Below are 15,926 nucleotides of genomic sequence, written 5' to 3'. Positions count from 1 at the left end.
CCACACGAACCAGAACGGCAGGGGGCCGCCGGCCCGTCGGTTTCCCGTTGTGGCGTCATGTCGCTGAGATGATAAGTCGAGACGTGAACAGCACCGACTCGGGCCGGCGGCCCCCCTTAGGATAGCCCACATGATACCAGTCCTTCGCACCTCCTGGCCCCTCTTTCTGGGCATGTACATGCTGATGATGGGCAACGGCCTTCAGTCCACCCTGCTGGGTATTCGCGGCGGGATCGAGAATTTCTCGTCGTTCCAGATGTCCCTCGTCATGTCGGGTTATTTCGCGGGGTTCCTGATTGGCTCGCGGATCACCCCCGAGCTGATCCGGCGCGTGGGCCATATCCGGGTCTTCGCGGCGCTGGGCTCGACCGTGTCGGCGGTGCTGATCCTCTATCCCGTCCTCGTCGATGTCTGGGCTTGGTCGATTGGCCGGGTCGTCATCGGGCTGTGTATCTCGGGCGTTTACATCACCGCCGAAAGCTGGCTGAACAATGCTTCCACGAACGAGACCCGCGGCCAGTCGCTGTCGGTCTACATGATCGTGCAGATGGCCGGGATCATCACCGCGCAATACGTGATCAGCCTGGGCGATGCCTCGGGTTTCGTGCTGTTCATCATCCCCTCTGTGCTGGTTTCGCTGGCCTTCGCGCCGATCCTGCTTTCGGTCCAGCCGACACCGGCGTCGGAAACGACGCGGCGGATGCGTCTGCGCGATCTGATCGCGGCCTCGCCGCTGGCGGCGGTGGGCATGGTCTGCCTCGGCGGCATCTTCGCGGCCATGTTCGGCATGGTCGCCGTCTATGGCGCCGAGGCCGGGTTGGCGGCCGGGCAGATCTCGCTTCTGGTTTCGGTCATCTTCACGGGGTCGCTGGTGGCGCAGTTTCCCATCGGCTGGCTGTCGGACCGGATGGACCGGCGCATCCTTATCATCGCCAGCGCGGGCATCGGCGGGCTGGGGGCCATGATCGCCGCGGCCTTCGGTGCCAACTACGTGGTGCTGCTTGTCGGCGCGGCGCTGGTGGGCGGCATGGCGAACCCGCTTTACTCGCTGCTGCTGGCCCATGCCAACGACTTCCTGGAACACGACGACATGGCCTCGGCCTCGGCGGGGTTCATCTTCATCAACGGCATGGGCGCCATCTTCGGCCCGATCCTCATGGGGTATACCATGGGCCGCTTCGGTGCCTTCGCCCTGTGGGTCATCGTCGGGCTGCTGATGCTGGGGCTGGCCGGCTACGGTCTCTTGCGGATCCTGCAACGGCCCAGTGAATTCAACATCGATGACGTCACCCCCTATGCACCGGTCACGCCCGCGGGCTCGCCCGTGGCCGTCGAGGCCGCGCAGGAATACTACATCGAAACTGAGTTGGAAGAGCAACAGTCCGATGACCAGACATGAACGCCAGCGTTGCCAGGCGTTGGGCTTTCTGCAACGGTTCCATGACAGGCAGGAACAGGCGGTATGAAAGGACAGGCCATGGTCACCCCCGAGCAGATCGTCGCCTATTGGGTGGACGAGGTCGGCCCCGAGGGCTGGTACGAGGCGGACGAGGCGCGCGACGACGACATCCGCGATCGGTTCCGATCCACCTGGGACGAGGCGCGTGAGGGGGCCTGCGGCCTGTGGCTGACCAACGCCGTGGGCACGCTCGGCTACATCATCCTGACCGACCAGTTCCCGCGCAACATGTTCCGCGACGATCCGCGCGCCTTTGCCAGCGATTGTTCGGCCCGGGCGGCCAGCAAGGTGGCCATTGACCGCGGCTGGGACAAGCGCGTGGCCGAACCGGCGCGGCAGTTCTTCTACCTGCCGCTGGTTCATTCGGAAAACCTATGCGACCAGGACCGCGCGGTGCGGCTCATGGCGGTCCGCATGCCCGAGACGGGCGCCTCCAACCTGCGCCATGCCAAGGCCCATCGCGAGGTGATCCGCAAGTTCGGGCGCTTCCCCTACCGCAATGACGCGCTGGGCCGCGACACCAGCCCGGCCGAGGCGGCCTGGATGGCAGAAGGTGGCTATGCGACGGCCCTTTCCAGCGTTGATGCAGGGGTGCGGGATCACGCCACGGCCTGACCGGGTGCCGATCGCGCGGCCTTGTTGCAAATTCGAGGCAGATCCTTCGCCGCGATTAAGCGCGGTGTAACGGGTCCTGCGCACCCTGTCGCCTGTACCAGATAGCAGGGGGCCGTCGGACGTGATGCACCAGAACCTCAAGCCCGTGGACCCGGCAGCGCACCGGCGCGGGGGCGACGACGACGTTGCCGCGCGGCCCGACGAGATCGCCCTGGTCGAGCAGATCATGAACATCATGGAGCAGGGCATCCTCGTCTGGACCGCCGATGGCACCTGCGAGCTGCACAACACCCGGATATTCGAGGTGCTGGAGCTGGACGGCGAAGACCTGGCCATCGGCACCACGCGCGCGGCATTCCGCGACCGCGCCGTGGCACGGGGCGAGATGTCGAGCGACGATCGCGAGGCATCGGCGGCCCGTATAAAGGCGCATCAGGCCTATTCCTTCGATCGCGTCCTGCCCTCGGGCCGGGTGGTGCTGACCAACGCGCGCCCGGCCCGCGGTGGCGGCTACGTGGTCACCTTCACCGATGTGACGCGGGAACGCGCCGCCGCCGAGGAACTGGAGCGCGCCAAGCGCGCCGCCGAGGCCGCCCGGCAGAAGGCGCAGGATGTCCTTGAACAGGAACGCGCCCGCCAGACCGAGGCCCGGCGACTGGCAGAACTGGACGAGTGGTTGCAATCGTGCAAGTCGCTGGACGAGCTTTACCGCATCGTCATGCGCTTCATGGAACGGTTGCTGCCCGGGTCAAAGGGGGAACTCTACCTTTTTTCCAATTCGCGCGACGGGCTGGTGGGCACCTGCAACTGGAACACCCGCGATCTGCACCGGAGCATCGCCGCAGACAGCTGCTGGGCGCTGCGCCGTGGCCGGGCCTATGAATACCGGGCCGAGGGGCTGTGTTTCACTTGCGACCATGTGGAGGACCACGAGCACGGGGTGGCCGTCCATGAATACCTCTGCGTGCCGATCATCGCCCATGGCGACACGGTCGGCCTGCTGCACATCCGCTTCGACCCGGCGTCCGATACCGGCGCCGCGGCCGCTGCCACGGTGTGCCAGGCAGGCGATTTCGCGATCCGCTGCGCCGAACACATCTCGATGGCAATTGCCAACGTCAAGCTACGTGACGAGTTGCACGACCAATCCATCCGCGACCCGCTGACGGGGCTCTACAACCGGCGCTACTTCATGGATGCGCTGCGCCGCGAGATCGGCGTTGCCGATGGGGGCGGACCGGGATTCGGGCTGATTTCCTTCGATGCGGACAGGTTCAAGTCGTTCAACGACAATCACGGCCACGATGCCGGTGACAATGTGCTGCGGGCGATCTGCGAACAGTTGCATGCCGTTTTCGATCCGTCCGCCATCTGTTGTCGCATGGGCGGCGAGGAATTCGCCGTCTGCCTGCCCGGTGCCGACCTGGACCGGACCGAGGCCGCCGCCGAGGCCATGCGCGAGCAGATCGCAGCGCAGCAGATCCGCAGCGCCCACGCGCTGCTGCCCAAGGTGACAGTCTCGGCCGGGGTGGTTGTCTACGCGGGCGGCGGCGGGGCCACGCCGAACGCGGTGCTCAAGGCTGCTGACGATGCGCTCTACCGTGCGAAGGAGGCCGGCCGGAACCGCGTCTGCCGCGCGTCGCCGCCGGACCCCGGCCCCCTTCCGCGATGAAAATGCATAGCGGCCATGAACGCGGCCCTCTGGATGCCCCTGCCATATTAGTTTAAGGGTAAACTAATTCTGGATGAGGAGGCGCATCAATGGCAGCTCGCAACTTCGACATGATCGTCATCGGGGCCGGACCGGGGGGCTACGTGGCCGCCATCCGCGGCGCCCAGCTTGGCCTGAACGTGGCGATCGTGGAACGCGAACACCTGGGCGGCATCTGCCTGAACTGGGGCTGCATCCCGACCAAGGCCATGCTGCGCAGCGCCGAGGTCTTTCACCTGATGCACCGGGCCAAGGATTTCGGCCTGAGTGCCGGCAAGATCGACTATGACCTCGACGCGGTGGTCAAGCGGTCGCGTGACGTGGCTGGCCAGCTGACGAGCGGCATCGGCCACCTGATGAAGAAGAACAAGGTCACGGTTGTCATGGGCGAGGCGACCATACCTGCCAAGGGGAAGGTATCCGTCAAGACGGAGAAAGGCACCGAGGACCTGACCGCGAAGAACATCATTCTTGCCACCGGCGCGCGGGCCCGCGAGTTGCCGGGGCTGGAGGCCGATGGCGATCTGGTCTGGACCTACAAGGACGCGCTGCAGCCCAAGCATATGCCCAAGAAGCTGCTGGTCATCGGATCGGGGGCCATCGGTATCGAATTTGCCAGCTTCTACAATACCCTGGGCGCCGATACGACGGTGGTTGAGGTCATGGACCGTATCCTGCCGGTCGAGGACGAGGAGATTTCCGCCTTTGCAAGGAAACAGTTCGAGACCCAGGGCATGACCATCATGCAGAAGGCCACGGTCAAGCAACTGGACCGCGCACCTTCGAAATCGGGGGGCAAGGTCACCGCGCATATCGAGACCGGCGGCAAGGTCGAGAAGCACGAATTCGACACGGTGATTTCCGCCGTCGGCATCGTCGGAAACACCGAGGGCCTTGGACTGGAAGGGCTGGGCGTGACGGTCGACCGCACCCATGTCGTGACCGACGAATACTGCCGCACCGGGGTCGAGGGGCTCTATGCCATCGGCGACATCGCGGGCGCGCCCTGGCTGGCACACAAGGCCAGTCACGAGGGCGTCATGGTCGCCGACCTGATCGGCGGCAAGCACGCCCACCCGGTCAAGCCCGAAAGCATCGCCGGTTGCACCTATTGCCATCCGCAGGTCGCCAGTGTCGGTCTGACCGAGGCCCAGGCGAAGGAAAAGGGATACAAGATCAAGGTCGGCCGCTTCCCCTTCATAGGCAATGGCAAGGCCATTGCACTTGGCGAACCCGAGGGCCTGGTCAAGACGATCTTCGACGAGAAGACGGGCGAGCTTCTGGGCGCCCACATGGTCGGGGCCGAGGTGACCGAGTTGATACAGGGCTACGTTGTGGGCCGCCAGTTGGAGACCACGGAAGAAGACCTGATGAACACCGTTTTCCCGCATCCGACCTTGTCCGAGATGATGCACGAAAGCGTCCTCGACGCTTTCGATCGCGTCATTCACATGTAAGCCGAAATCCCCAAGATTTCGGCCAGTGCGGGAAAGCGATTGGCGTGGTCAATTGCGGCCGCGCCACGTCGATTGCCGGGCCCGGGGTTTCCGCGGCGCGGATCGCTTCTGAGCTCAGCGGACGCGAGTCAGGTGTCCAGCGCCCGCGCCAGGGCGCAGAAGCGTTCCACGTCGACCTGCTCGGCGCGTTCGGTGGGTGCGATCCCGGCGGCGATCAGCCGGTCCTCGATGTCCGGGCGCAAGCCCCTCAGCGCGGCGCGCAGCATCTTGCGGCGCTGGTTGAAGGCCTTGGCGACGACCTTTTCCAGTGTCTTCGGATCGGCCGGGAACCGCGGCGCTGGCAGGGCTGTCAGATGCACCACAGCGCTGTGCACCTTGGGCGGCGGCGTGAAGGCCTGCGGCGGCAGTTCCATGACAATCCGTGCCTGCGTGCGCCACTGCGCCAGAATCGCCAGCCGCCCATAGGCCTTGGAGCCGGGCGTGGCCACGATCCGCTGGGCCACTTCTTTCTGGAACATCAGCGTCAGGCTGTCCCAGAAAGGCGGCCAAGCCGCCGGCGTCAGCCATCGCACCAGCAGTTCGGTGCCCACGTTGTAGGGCAGGTTCGCGGCCACGCGCACCGGCGCGGACAGGTGCCGGGCCGTGTCGAGGTCAAGCGCGTCGGCGTTCAACACGTCGAGACGACCGGGGTATCGCTCGGCAATTTGCGCCAGTGCGGGAAGGCAGCGGCTGTCCTTTTCCACCGCCACCACCCGGCGCGCGCCCTCGGCCAGCAAACCCCGTGTCAGGCCACCGGGGCCGGGGCCGATTTCCAGCACGTCGTGATCGGCCAGTGATCCGGCCTGCCTGGCGATCCGGGCCGTCAGGTTCAGGTCGAGCAGGAAGTTCTGCCCCATGGCCTTTTTCGGGGCCAGGTCATGGGCCGCGATGACCTCGCGCAGGGGGGGCAGATCATCCATGGGTTGGTCGTCCTTCATGATGGTGGGAAACGCCTCGCGGGGGGCTTACCGCCCGTCGCGTGCGGTGGCCATCCGCGCGGCCATGCGCAGCGCCGCCACCATCGAGGCGGGATTGGCCCGGCCCGTCCCCGCGATGTCGAGCGCGGTGCCGTGGTCCGGCGAGGTCCGCACGAAGGGCAGGCCGAGCGTGACGTTGACGCCCTCGTCGAAGGCCAGCGTCTTGATCGGGATCAGCGCCTGGTCGTGATACATGGCCACGGCGGCATCATAGCGGGCGCGGGCAGCGGCGTGAAACATCGTGTCGGCGGAAAGCGGCCCGGTGATGTCCAGCCCCTCGGCACGCAGGGTTTCCAGCACGGGCGCGATCATCTCGATTTCCTCGTGCCCGATCTTGCCACCCTCGCCCGCATGGGGGTTCAGCCCCGCCACCGCGAGGCGCGGCGCGGCAATGCCGAAATCGCGAATGAGGCTGGCATGTGTGATGCGCATCGTCTGCGCCAGACCGTCTGCGGTCAGTGCCTCGGGCACCTGGGCCAGGGGGATGTGGATGGTGGCGGGCACAACGCGCAGGGTTTCGCTGGCCAGCATCATCACCACCCGATCTGCCCCGGCGAGATGTGCGAGGAACTCGGTATGGCCGGGAAAGCCGAAGCCAGCCCCGTCGATCAGGGCTTGCTTGTGGATCGGCGCGGTGGTCAGGGCGGCACAGTCCCCGGACCGGACGAGGTGAACGGCCTCCTCGATGGCGCGTATGACGTGGGGTGCATGGGCGGCATCGGGCATGCCGGGGCGGCGGGGTGCGCCGAAGTCGCTGGCGAGCACGGGCAAGCCGGTCGCGGTCTCTGCCGCGGCGGCGCTTTCCACCGCCTGCCATGGCGTGCCTTCGGGCAGGTGGGCCGGGTCGCCAATCCACAGGATCGGCACCTTTCCCTGCAGGGTCCGCCAGGCCGCCGCGGCGACCTCGGGGCCGATCCCGGCCGGGTCGCCGCAGCTGACGGCGATGGGCCGCATCAGTTGCCGGTGATCCGGGCCGAGGCGCGCAACTCGGCCAGCAGCGCTTCGGCATAGCCCGACAGCCGCTGCGACCGCAACTGGTTGCGGACCGCGTCGCGGTCCTGCGCGCCGTTCTCGGCGGGGGTGCGGCCGCAGAGCATCAGCAGAACCAGGGTGTCTCCCCCGGCACGGGTAAGCCCCCAGGAGGTCTCGCCGGGGTCGAGCTTGGCCAGTTCAACGGCCACGTCCTGCGGAATCTCGTCCGGTGGCAGCGCATTGCGTTCAAGCACCCGTGGCGGCTGGTCCCTGGCCACGCCGTACAGATCGTCGCAGGTATCCACCCGGCCGGCAACGCGCGCGGCACGGTCCAAAGCCTGCTCCGACAGGCCGCCGTCTATGTAGTAGGCGGCATAGTCGATCTCGGCGGGGGCGGGGGTGCCCCGTGTCACCTCGCGCAGGTCGCGCAGCTGGAACAGGGCGATGCCATTCTCGATGGGCAGCGGATCGGTCACTTCGCCCGGCGCGAGGCCCAGGAAGATCGGCCGCAGCGGTGCCGGGAAATTGCTGATTGGCAGCCAGTCGAGCCGCCCCCCACGCTCGCGAGAGGGCAGGGCCGAAACCCGGCTCGCCTCGGATTCGAAAGCCGAGAAGGACGTCAGCTCGCTGATCTGCTCGGCGCGCTGCATGGCCGCCTCGGCGCGTTCGGGCGGGGCCGGAATGATGATCTCGTTCAGCAAAACCTGGATTCCCGCGCCGCCCTCGGACCGGCCCAGGGCGCGATCCACCTCGGCTTCGGTGACGCGGGCGCGGCTGTCGTAGCGTTGACGGATGTAGTCGCGCCAGGTCGCGTTGATGCGGACGAAGTCACGCATGCTTTCTTCCTCGATCCCGTTCTGGCGCAGCACGGTCAGGAACTGGTCCAGGTCCTGGTCGGCGCGCGCGGCGAAATCCGTCATGGCCCGTTGCAGGCCCTCTTCGGTCAGGCGCAGCCCGGCGCGCTCAAGCTCCTGTGCCTTGAGACGCTCCTCGATCAGTTGCTCCCGGGCGAGGTCGGCGAGATCGCCCGGGGTGCGGAAGACCTCGAGCATCCGTTCGCGCTGTTCGATCTCGAAGGGTGTGATGGCCTTGTCGTTCACCGTGATCGCCGGCGAGAACTGCGCCTGCGCGGGCAGGGCGACGGGGACGAGAAGGGCGAGCAGGATCAGAACGGCACGCATCGGAACCTCTTGGCTTTTGTCGATGTCTCAGTCCTGGCAGCTGCGGGCTGGCCCTTCCCCGGTACGCCCGGAGGAAAAGCCGTTCAACCCCACGACCAGGCCGAAGTCGGTTGTCGGTTGCACAGTAGTCGAAGACGTGAAGCGGCGCGACACCGAAAAATCCACCGTCACGCATTCGTTGCGCCAGCCCAGTTCGAGCCCTGCCGTCGAGGGCGAACCATCGGCCAGATCATAGCGCATGTCGAGTCCCGCCGCCCAGCGGTCGTTGAAGCGATAGGCCCCGTCGAGGCTGATCTCGCGCACCGCCTTGCTGCGGTCCTCGTCGGCATCCTTTGGCAGGAAGATGTAGCCCGCCGCGAGGTCAATGCGCCGGGTGCGCCAGTCCAGAAGCGCTTCGGCCCGGGTCACGGCCAGACCGTCGTCGATCAATGTCCGGCCGCGCAGGCCCAGCCCCGTGCCGGTGTCCAGTCCGCCGGCGATCAGCCAGTCCGAGGCCGCACCGTCCAGCCCCGAGGTGTGCGTGAAGGCGGGGTTTTCCGTCGTGCGCAGCACCCGCCCGAACGTCAGGCGGCTGTGCCAGCCGGCCTGCCCGCGCCGGGACCAGCTCAGCCCCAGGGCGGCACTGGTTCCGGTTTCGGCGGCGTCCTCGCCGGGAAAGCGCGACAGCGCCAGCAGGCTGGCCTGGTCGAACTCGGCGGTGACGCTGTCCTCGTTCGGGGGCGTGTCGCCGGACTGGCCGGACCAGGCCAGTTGCACCACCGGTTCGAGCACATGCGCTGCCCGCGCGTCCTGCCGGATCAGGGGGTAGCGCAGGGTCACGGCGGCCTGTCCGGTGGTGCGGGTGGTGTCCCGGGCGGACGCATCGGGCGAAAAGGCGTAATGGTCAAGCCGCAGCCCCGCGCGGGTTTCCAAAACCAGCCCGGGTCCGGCGACATGGGCGCGGTGCCAGTCGGCCCAGACCCCCGCGCGCAGTGTGTCGCCCAGCCCGTCGGGCCCGGCATCCAGCGTGCGCAGGTGCCCTTCCAGCCCCGCGCCGTAGCTCAGCGTGCCGCCGATGGCCGGGGTGGTGCGCCGTTCCCGGCGGGCCTCGGCCACGAGCGGTGGCAGGCGGTCGTTGTCCTCGGCGGCGCGCAGGCTCTGGTAGAGGGTCAGGTGCGCGCGCCGCATCTCCCGGTCGGTGATCCGCGACAGGCTGATCTCGCTGTCCAGCCTGTCGCCGCCATTGATGCCGTAGTCCAGCAGGTAGGCGTCATCCGATGCGGTTTCGACGTCGAAGCGCAGCCGCGTGCCGCCGCCCAGCCGGAAGGCCCCGTCGGCAAAGAGATAGCCGCGCCCCCCGTCAACAAGGCTGTCGCGCGTGACGGCGCCCGAGACCTCGATCTCGCCGCGCAGGTAGGCCTGCCGGTAGCGAGCTTCCAGCGTGGCTGTCTCGGTCGAGATGTAGGGCGTCACGGTCAGGTCGCGATGGTCCCCCAGCCGGATGAAATAGGGCAGCTTGATCCCCGGTCCCAGCTGGTCGGTCGTGCGCAGTTCGGGGGCCAGCACGCCGGTTGCCCGGCTGACACTGGGGTCCGGCAGGCGCAGGCGCGGCAGCCAGAGGATCGGCACCCCGTAGACCCGGAACCGGGCATTCTCGAAAAAGAGCTGGCGCGCCTGCTGGTCGTGGATGACGCGCGCCGCGCGGATTTCCCACAGGGGTGGGCGGCCGTCGTCGCAGACCTTGCAGGAGGTCGCTGCGCTGCGGCTGAGTTGCGTGTAGCGCCCGCCGACCCGGTCGATGCGGTCGGCAGCCAGTTGCAGCCGGTCGTCCAGGATCAGCCGTGCCCCGCGCAGCAGCCCGTTTTCCAGCCGCGCATCCAGGTTGGCGCGCTCGGCGGTCAGGATCTCGCCCGCCTGGGTGCGAATGAAGATCGGGCCGGTGATCGCAAGACGGTCGGTGCCGCGGTCATAGGTGATGCGCGCCGCCGACAGCCGCGTGCCCTCGAAGAAGACCTCGACATTTCCCTCGGCGATCAGCCGTTCGCTGCCGGGCGGGACGATCACCCGGTCAGCCAGCAGAGTGGCGGATGCCTGCGCGGCCAGCGCTTGCGGCCAGAGCCACAACAGGCAGATCAGAACCAGCCGCCGCATCAGCCGTCCTCCAGGTGCAACAGCAGACCCAGCGACGCCGCGATCCCCGCGACCGGCGGCGCCCAGGCGGCCAGCGCAACCGGGATCTGGCCGTTGTCGCCGAGGATTTGTGCGAAATTGCGCAGGAAATAAAGCCCGAAGCTGAGCACAACCGCCGTGAGCACCAGCAGCCCCACGCGCCGCCCCCGCTGGGGACGCATGGTAAAGCCCGCCGCGATCAGCACCATGGCGCAGAGGAACAGCGGCTGGGCCAGTTCCATCTGGAGCCAGACCCGGTGGCGCAGCGCCGAGAAACCCGCGGCCTCCAGCCGGTCGATGAAGGCGGGCAGGTCCCACACGGAAATCGAGCTGGGGGTCCCGAAACTGTCGCGGATCCGGTCTGCAGACAGAGTCGAAGGGATGCGCAGGCTTGCGTGCGTCGTGGCCCATTGCTCGGCCACGCGGCTGTCGGAGAGCGGCCATGACTTGGCATCGGTCAGCACCCAGGCCCCCGGTGTCAGCTCGGCGCTGGCGGCCTCGACGCGGCGTATGGGCCCGCCCTCCTGCGTGAAGGTGATAAAGGTGACATCTTCAAGGACGGTGCCGTCAAGGTTGGTCGCCTCGGCCCGGATCACCGTCTGCCGCTCGGCGTCGCCCTGGCGCAACCAGAGCCCGTCGTCCGAAATCGACAGGATGCTGGACCGATTCTCGCGCAGGCTGGAGGAACGGTTCTCGTATTCCTTCAGCGTGGCGGCGACGATGGGATTGAACAGGGCCACCGCCAGAAGGCCGATCAGGAGGGTCATCATCAGCGGCCCGAGAAAGGCGCGCAGCGCCGAGCGGCCCGCGGCCCGCGCCACCACCAGTTCCGATGACCGCGACAGCCCCAGGAAAAGCGCGATGGCGCTGAGCACGGTGATGAGCGGCAGCAACTCGTAAAGCGCCTGTGGCAGGTTCAGCAGGGTCAGCGCCACCACCTGCGCCGGGCCGGCTTCGGTTCCGGCGAAACGGCGGCCCTGCTCGACCAGGTCGATGAAGCCGTTGAGCAGCAGGAATATTCCGAAGGTGCTGGCGAAACTGACCATGAAGCGGCGCGAGAAATAGCGGTGCAGGATCATGCCGCGCCCCCCTCGGGCAGTGTCGGGCGCCGGCGCAACAGGTAGGGGCGGGCGCTGGCGACAAGCAGCGCGAGGCCGGCGGCGAGGCCGAAGGCCAGGCCGGCATAGGCGGCGGGCCAGGCGCCGAGCGCGGCGCGGGCCGCCCCCATCCCGGCGCTTTCCACCGACTTCATGACCACGACCAGCACCACCGCGCCCAGGATCTGTTGCCAAAGCCCGAAGCGGCTGAACCCGCCCACCAGAAGGGCGGCGAAGCCCAGCAGCGCACCGACCAGCGCCGTCAGCGGCTGCACGAACCGGTCATGCCCCTCGTGCACAAGGTAGGCGGCGCTTCTGCCCGTTTCCTCTTCAAGCGCCGGGGTGGGCGACAGGAGCTCGGCCGTGGTCAGTTCGCGCGCCGAGCGGCTGCGATCGCCCACCTCGGGGACGAGCGCGCTGACGTCGTAGGCGAAATCGTCGAAGCTGGTCGTGAACAAGCGTTGATCCTCGTGAACAAGGGTCTGTGCCAGTCCGTCGATCATGACCAGTTGGGGTCCGGCCTCGGCCCGCACGAGGAAGGCGCGGCTGGCCGTGTAGCCGATGTGCCGGTCCGCGCGGCGGCTGTCCGAAAGGAAGACATCGCGCAGCTCCCCCTGGGCCGAGACATCGCGGACGAAGAGGGTCACACCGGCCGAGGGTGACATGAACTGCCCCTGCGTCAGCAACCGTGCCGAGAGGTTGCGCGAGATCTCGGCCTGGCGCTCGATGAGGCGGCCCTGGGACAGCGGCACAAGTACGTGGGTCAGCACCAGCATCAACGCGGTCACGATCCCCCCGAAGACGACCACGGGCCGCGCCAGCCGGAACGCCGAATAGCCGGTGGCCTGGACAACCACCAGTTCGCTTTCCGAGGCCATGCGGTTGGTCACGTAGACGGCAGAGGCGAAGGCGGCCAGCGGCAGCACGATCTGGATCAGCGCGGGCAGCGAGAGCGCCGTCAGTTCCAGGAAGACCCAGGCCGACTGCCCGTCGGTAATGATCTGGTCAAAGAGCTGAACCGCCTGGTTGATCCAGTACATCAGCACCAGCACGAGGGAGAAAAAGCCGAAGACGGTAAGGAATTGCGACAGCATGTAGCGGTCGAATCGCGGCACCTGTCTTCCCCCGTGTCGTGCTGGCCCCGCGGGCCCTTGGCAGTGGATGGAAGGTATCCCAGTTTGCGGGGCAACCCAAGTGCTCTCTGGCCATCGGGCGAGGGGCAGGCTACCTCTTGCCCGACAGCCAGACGGCAGAACACATGACAGCAAGGAGCGCCCCATGTCCCGACCCGCCGAAATCCGCTTTCACGAGACCGACCTGGAGGGACTTGCCGAGCGCGCGGGCCGTATCGCGGTGGTGGTCACGCCCGATGGCAAGCTCGACCAGGGCGCGCGCCGGGTGAACAGCCTGACCAAGAAGGCAGTGGCGCGGCTCGTCGGCAGCGACCGTTTCGAGAAGGCCGCCGCCGGCGATGTGATGACGCTGGACTGGCCTGCCGGGCTGGCCGCCGAGGCGGTGCTGGTGGTCAAGTTGCCGCGCCGTCCCGGCATCGAAGAGGCGCGCCGCGCGGGCGCGGAGCTGGCCAAGGTCCGCGGCAAGGGTGACCTGCTTGTCCTGCTGGGCAGCACCGGGCGGGGGGCCGACCTGTCGCTTGGCCTGGCGCTGCGCGGTTACGGATTCGAGGCCCACAAGACCGACCCCGCCACGGCGCCGGGCCCGGTGGACATCATGGCTTCCAGGCCCGAGGACCTCGCGCAGGAGGCCGCGCCCATGGCCGCCGTGGCCGAGGGAGTCTTCTTTACCCGTGATCTTGTCAATGAACCGGCCAATGTGCTGACCACCGACGATTTCGCCGCGCGGCTGGCGGCGATGCACGACCTCGGGCTCGAGGTCGAGATCCTCGAAGAGTCCGATCTGGAAAACCTCGGAATGGGTGCGCTGCTCTCCGTGGGGCAGGGCAGCGCCAGTCCCTCCAAGGTGGTCGTCATGCAGTGGCGGGGCGGCGGCGACCAGGCGCCGCTCGCGCTGGTGGGGAAGGGCGTGGTCTTCGACACTGGCGGGATCAGCCTGAAACCGGCCGCGGGCATGGAGGACATGACCATGGACATGGGCGGCGCGGGCGTCGTTTCCGGTGTCATGCGCGCGCTGGCCCTGCGCGGGGCCAAGGCCAATGTCGTGGGCCTTGTCGGGCTGGTCGAGAACATGCCCTCGGGCACGGCCACGCGCCCCGGCGACGTGGTCAAGACGATGAAGGGCGACACCGTCGAGATCATCAATACCGACGCCGAGGGGCGCATGGTGCTTGCCGATGTGCTCTGGTACGCGCAAGAGCGGTTCAAGCCCGCGGGCCTGATCGACCTGGCCACCCTGACAGGCGCCATGGTGATCGCCTTGGGGCACGAGAACGCGGGCGTCTTCAGCAATGACGACGCGCTCGCGGGGGCCTTTCTCAAGGCAGCGGGGGCCGAGGGCGAGGGCGCCTGGCGCCTGCCCATGGGCGCGGCCTATGACGAACAGCTCAAGAGCCGGATTGCCGACATGAAGCACGTGGGCGGCCGCCCCGCGGGGTCGATCACCGCTGCGCAATTCCTGGGCCGTTTCGTGCAGGAGGGGGTGCCCTGGTGCCACCTCGATATCGCGGGCGTGACCGTACAGACCAAGGATACGGCGCTGGCGCCACAAGGGGCCACGGGCTGGGGCGTGCTGGCGCTCAACCGCCTTGTCGCGGACCGCTACGAGGGGTAGCGGAATGGGCGCGGCCTACTTCTACCACCTGACCACGCAACCGCTCGAACGGGTCCTGCCGATGCTTCTGGACAAGGCGCGCGGGGCGGGCTGGCGCATCGAGGTGCGGGGCAAGGATGCCGCGCGCATGGCGGAGCTGGACGCCGCGCTCTGGCTTGGCCCCGAGGAGGGGTTCCTGCCGCACGGGCTGTCCGGCGGGCCGCACGACGCGGACCAGCCGATCCTGCTGACGACGGGGCCGGACGCGGGCAACGCCCCCACCTGCATCATGTCCGTGGACGGCGCCGATGTGACCCCCGGGGAAGTTCTGGCCATGGAGCGGGCCTGCGTGATCTTCGACGGCCATGACGGCACGGCGGTGCAGGTGGCCCGCGGCCAGTGGAAGGCCCTGACGCAGGCGGGCTGCGCGGCGCAATACTGGTCGCAGGAAAGCGGGCGATGGGAAAAGAAGGCCGAGGCGGGCGGCTGATCCCGCGCGGCCCGGCGCACGGACGAAAGGGCCGCGCGGGGAGGGAACTCTGAATGGGTTGCGGGTTTCCTGACAGCGGTCATTCGCGTTGAGTGCGGCGAAAAAACCGGTTCGCGCCCTTGCCGAGCGATGCTGCGGCGTCTCAGGACAACCGAAATCCTGTACCAAGCGAGCATCCTGGCCGCATTTTATTCCCACGTTCGATCGTCGCGGAAAATTTCATTTGCTCCATGAATGGACGTGAACATCGCGCCCGGAGTGGCCCTTCATGATCTTGACGGCCAGTTCCTCGCGTTCCTTGTTATCAACACGGACCCAAAGAAGAATGCCGCCGTGTTCGATCTGATTTGCGTAATAGTCCTTGTGATGCTTGCCCACCCGGCGCGCCAGCAATGTGCCGATCACGGCAGAGGGGCTGCCGCCGATGGCAATGGCAGCAATGGAGGCCGCAAGCGTGCTTGCCGGCGTGAGCATTGCAGCCATGGCGATATATGACCCGACAAAGAAGAACCCTCCAGCGATCGCGCCTTCCAGTTCACCGATGGCTTCTTCGGATACAAAATGCGCGCGCGGCGCATGCGGATCGTCTTCCAGATCGGAGGCGCGCCAATACGCCTTGCCAAGCTTTTCCTTCAAGACACTCTCATTGGCCAAAAGGCTGATGTTGGAATGGTGAATTCCGACCATTCGCAGATCATAGAACGCTTGTTGCAGGTCCTCGAACGTGTCGAACACGCCGACGGCCTCGGGGGTGTCGATCACCATGGTCTTGTGCTGTTCATTTTCCGGTTCAACCATGCGTGCCTCCCGAGTCCGATCTGGCCATGTCACGACATTGGTAGACATCCACCACATGCAATGCATTGACACGGGTCAAGGACGGCACGGCGATCCGATGATAGCTGCGACCCGTCAGCTTGGCCCGCTGGCGTTCGCCCTGGAGAACCGGCCGGGAGTTTTCCGAGATGGGCGGTCTGCCCTGACCAGCCCCGCCGCCCCGCGCCATGGCCGCTTCGGGCTGAGAGCGGTCCTTGCCGTCTGCGTGCGCGGCATGTG

13 protein-coding genes are annotated in these 15,926 nt (G+C 67.3%); 6 read left to right on the top strand and 7 right to left on the bottom strand.

Annotated features, from left to right (window positions below; translation table 11 throughout):
- Positions 1 to 130: 130 nt before the first annotated feature.
- From VJ897_RS08860 to lpdA, 4 genes are all read left to right on the top strand, one after another.
- Positions 131 to 1,399, top strand: a complete 1,269-nt coding sequence (locus tag VJ897_RS08860) for an MFS transporter (RefSeq protein ID WP_324055202.1) — start codon at positions 131 to 133, stop codon at positions 1,397 to 1,399.
- A gap of 78 nt (positions 1,400 to 1,477) precedes the next feature.
- Positions 1,478 to 2,074 carry a DUF924 family protein gene (locus VJ897_RS08855; RefSeq protein WP_324055211.1) on the top strand — a complete coding sequence of 199 codons (597 nt, stop codon included), beginning with the start codon at positions 1,478 to 1,480 and terminating at the stop codon, positions 2,072 to 2,074.
- A 124-nt stretch (positions 2,075 to 2,198) separates the two neighbouring features.
- Positions 2,199 to 3,746 carry a diguanylate cyclase gene (locus VJ897_RS08850; RefSeq protein WP_324055210.1) on the top strand — a complete coding sequence of 516 codons (1,548 nt, stop codon included), beginning with the start codon at positions 2,199 to 2,201 and terminating at the stop codon, positions 3,744 to 3,746.
- A gap of 89 nt (positions 3,747 to 3,835) precedes the next feature.
- Positions 3,836 to 5,242, top strand: coding sequence for a dihydrolipoyl dehydrogenase (gene lpdA / locus VJ897_RS08845; protein WP_324055200.1), 1,407 nt, complete (start codon positions 3,836 to 3,838; stop codon positions 5,240 to 5,242).
- A gap of 128 nt (positions 5,243 to 5,370) precedes the next feature.
- Here the strand turns inward: lpdA and rsmA are convergent, their stop codons facing one another.
- Genes rsmA through lptF form a run of 6 tightly spaced genes read right to left on the bottom strand, consistent with a single transcriptional unit; the run spans position 5,371 to position 12,771 of the window.
- Positions 5,371 to 6,201 carry a 16S rRNA (adenine(1518)-N(6)/adenine(1519)-N(6))-dimethyltransferase RsmA gene (gene rsmA / locus VJ897_RS08840; protein WP_324055198.1) on the bottom strand — a complete coding sequence of 277 codons (831 nt, stop codon included), beginning with the start codon at positions 6,199 to 6,201 and terminating at the stop codon, positions 5,371 to 5,373.
- A gap of 45 nt (positions 6,202 to 6,246) precedes the next feature.
- Positions 6,247 to 7,212 carry a 4-hydroxythreonine-4-phosphate dehydrogenase PdxA gene (pdxA, locus tag VJ897_RS08835; protein WP_324055197.1) on the bottom strand — a complete coding sequence of 322 codons (966 nt, stop codon included), beginning with the start codon at positions 7,210 to 7,212 and terminating at the stop codon, positions 6,247 to 6,249.
- Positions 7,212 to 8,411, bottom strand: coding sequence for a peptidylprolyl isomerase (locus VJ897_RS08830; RefSeq protein WP_324055195.1), 1,200 nt, complete (start codon positions 8,409 to 8,411; stop codon positions 7,212 to 7,214). The genes pdxA and VJ897_RS08830 overlap by 1 nt, the downstream gene beginning before the upstream one ends.
- 27 nt (positions 8,412 to 8,438) lie before the next feature.
- Positions 8,439 to 10,541, bottom strand: a complete 2,103-nt coding sequence (gene lptD, locus VJ897_RS08825; protein WP_324055193.1) for an LPS-assembly protein LptD — start codon at positions 10,539 to 10,541, stop codon at positions 8,439 to 8,441.
- Complete coding sequence (gene lptG, locus VJ897_RS08820) at positions 10,541 to 11,638, bottom strand: LPS export ABC transporter permease LptG (protein WP_324055191.1); 1,098 nt, start codon at positions 11,636 to 11,638, stop codon at positions 10,541 to 10,543. Before lptG ends, lptD begins: the two co-directional genes overlap by 1 nt.
- On the bottom strand, positions 11,635 to 12,771 hold the full coding sequence (gene lptF, locus VJ897_RS08815) for an LPS export ABC transporter permease LptF (protein ID WP_324055189.1): 1,137 nt from the start codon (positions 12,769 to 12,771) through the stop codon (positions 11,635 to 11,637). Before lptF ends, lptG begins: the two co-directional genes overlap by 4 nt.
- Before the next feature lie 163 nt (positions 12,772 to 12,934).
- Here lptF and VJ897_RS08810 point away from each other — a divergent pair, with 163 nt between their 5' ends.
- Both VJ897_RS08810 and VJ897_RS08805 read left to right on the top strand, forming a co-directional pair.
- Positions 12,935 to 14,401, top strand: coding sequence for a leucyl aminopeptidase (locus VJ897_RS08810; protein WP_324055187.1), 1,467 nt, complete (start codon positions 12,935 to 12,937; stop codon positions 14,399 to 14,401).
- A gap of 4 nt (positions 14,402 to 14,405) precedes the next feature.
- Positions 14,406 to 14,870, top strand: a complete 465-nt coding sequence (locus tag VJ897_RS08805) for a DNA polymerase III subunit chi (protein ID WP_324055185.1) — start codon at positions 14,406 to 14,408, stop codon at positions 14,868 to 14,870.
- 219 nt (positions 14,871 to 15,089) lie between these two features.
- Here the strand turns inward: VJ897_RS08805 and VJ897_RS08800 are convergent, their stop codons facing one another.
- Entirely contained in the window at positions 15,090 to 15,668 is a 579-nt protein-coding gene (locus VJ897_RS08800) for a hypothetical protein (protein WP_324055183.1), read from the bottom strand.
- Positions 15,669 to 15,926 lie beyond the last annotated feature (258 nt).

The organism is Salibaculum sp. (genome assembly GCF_035270045.1).
Taxonomy (GTDB): Bacteria; Pseudomonadota; Alphaproteobacteria; order Rhodobacterales; family Rhodobacteraceae; genus Salibaculum.
Note: the sequence above shows the minus strand (reverse complement) of the source record. Positions and strands in the feature narration are given on the sequence as shown.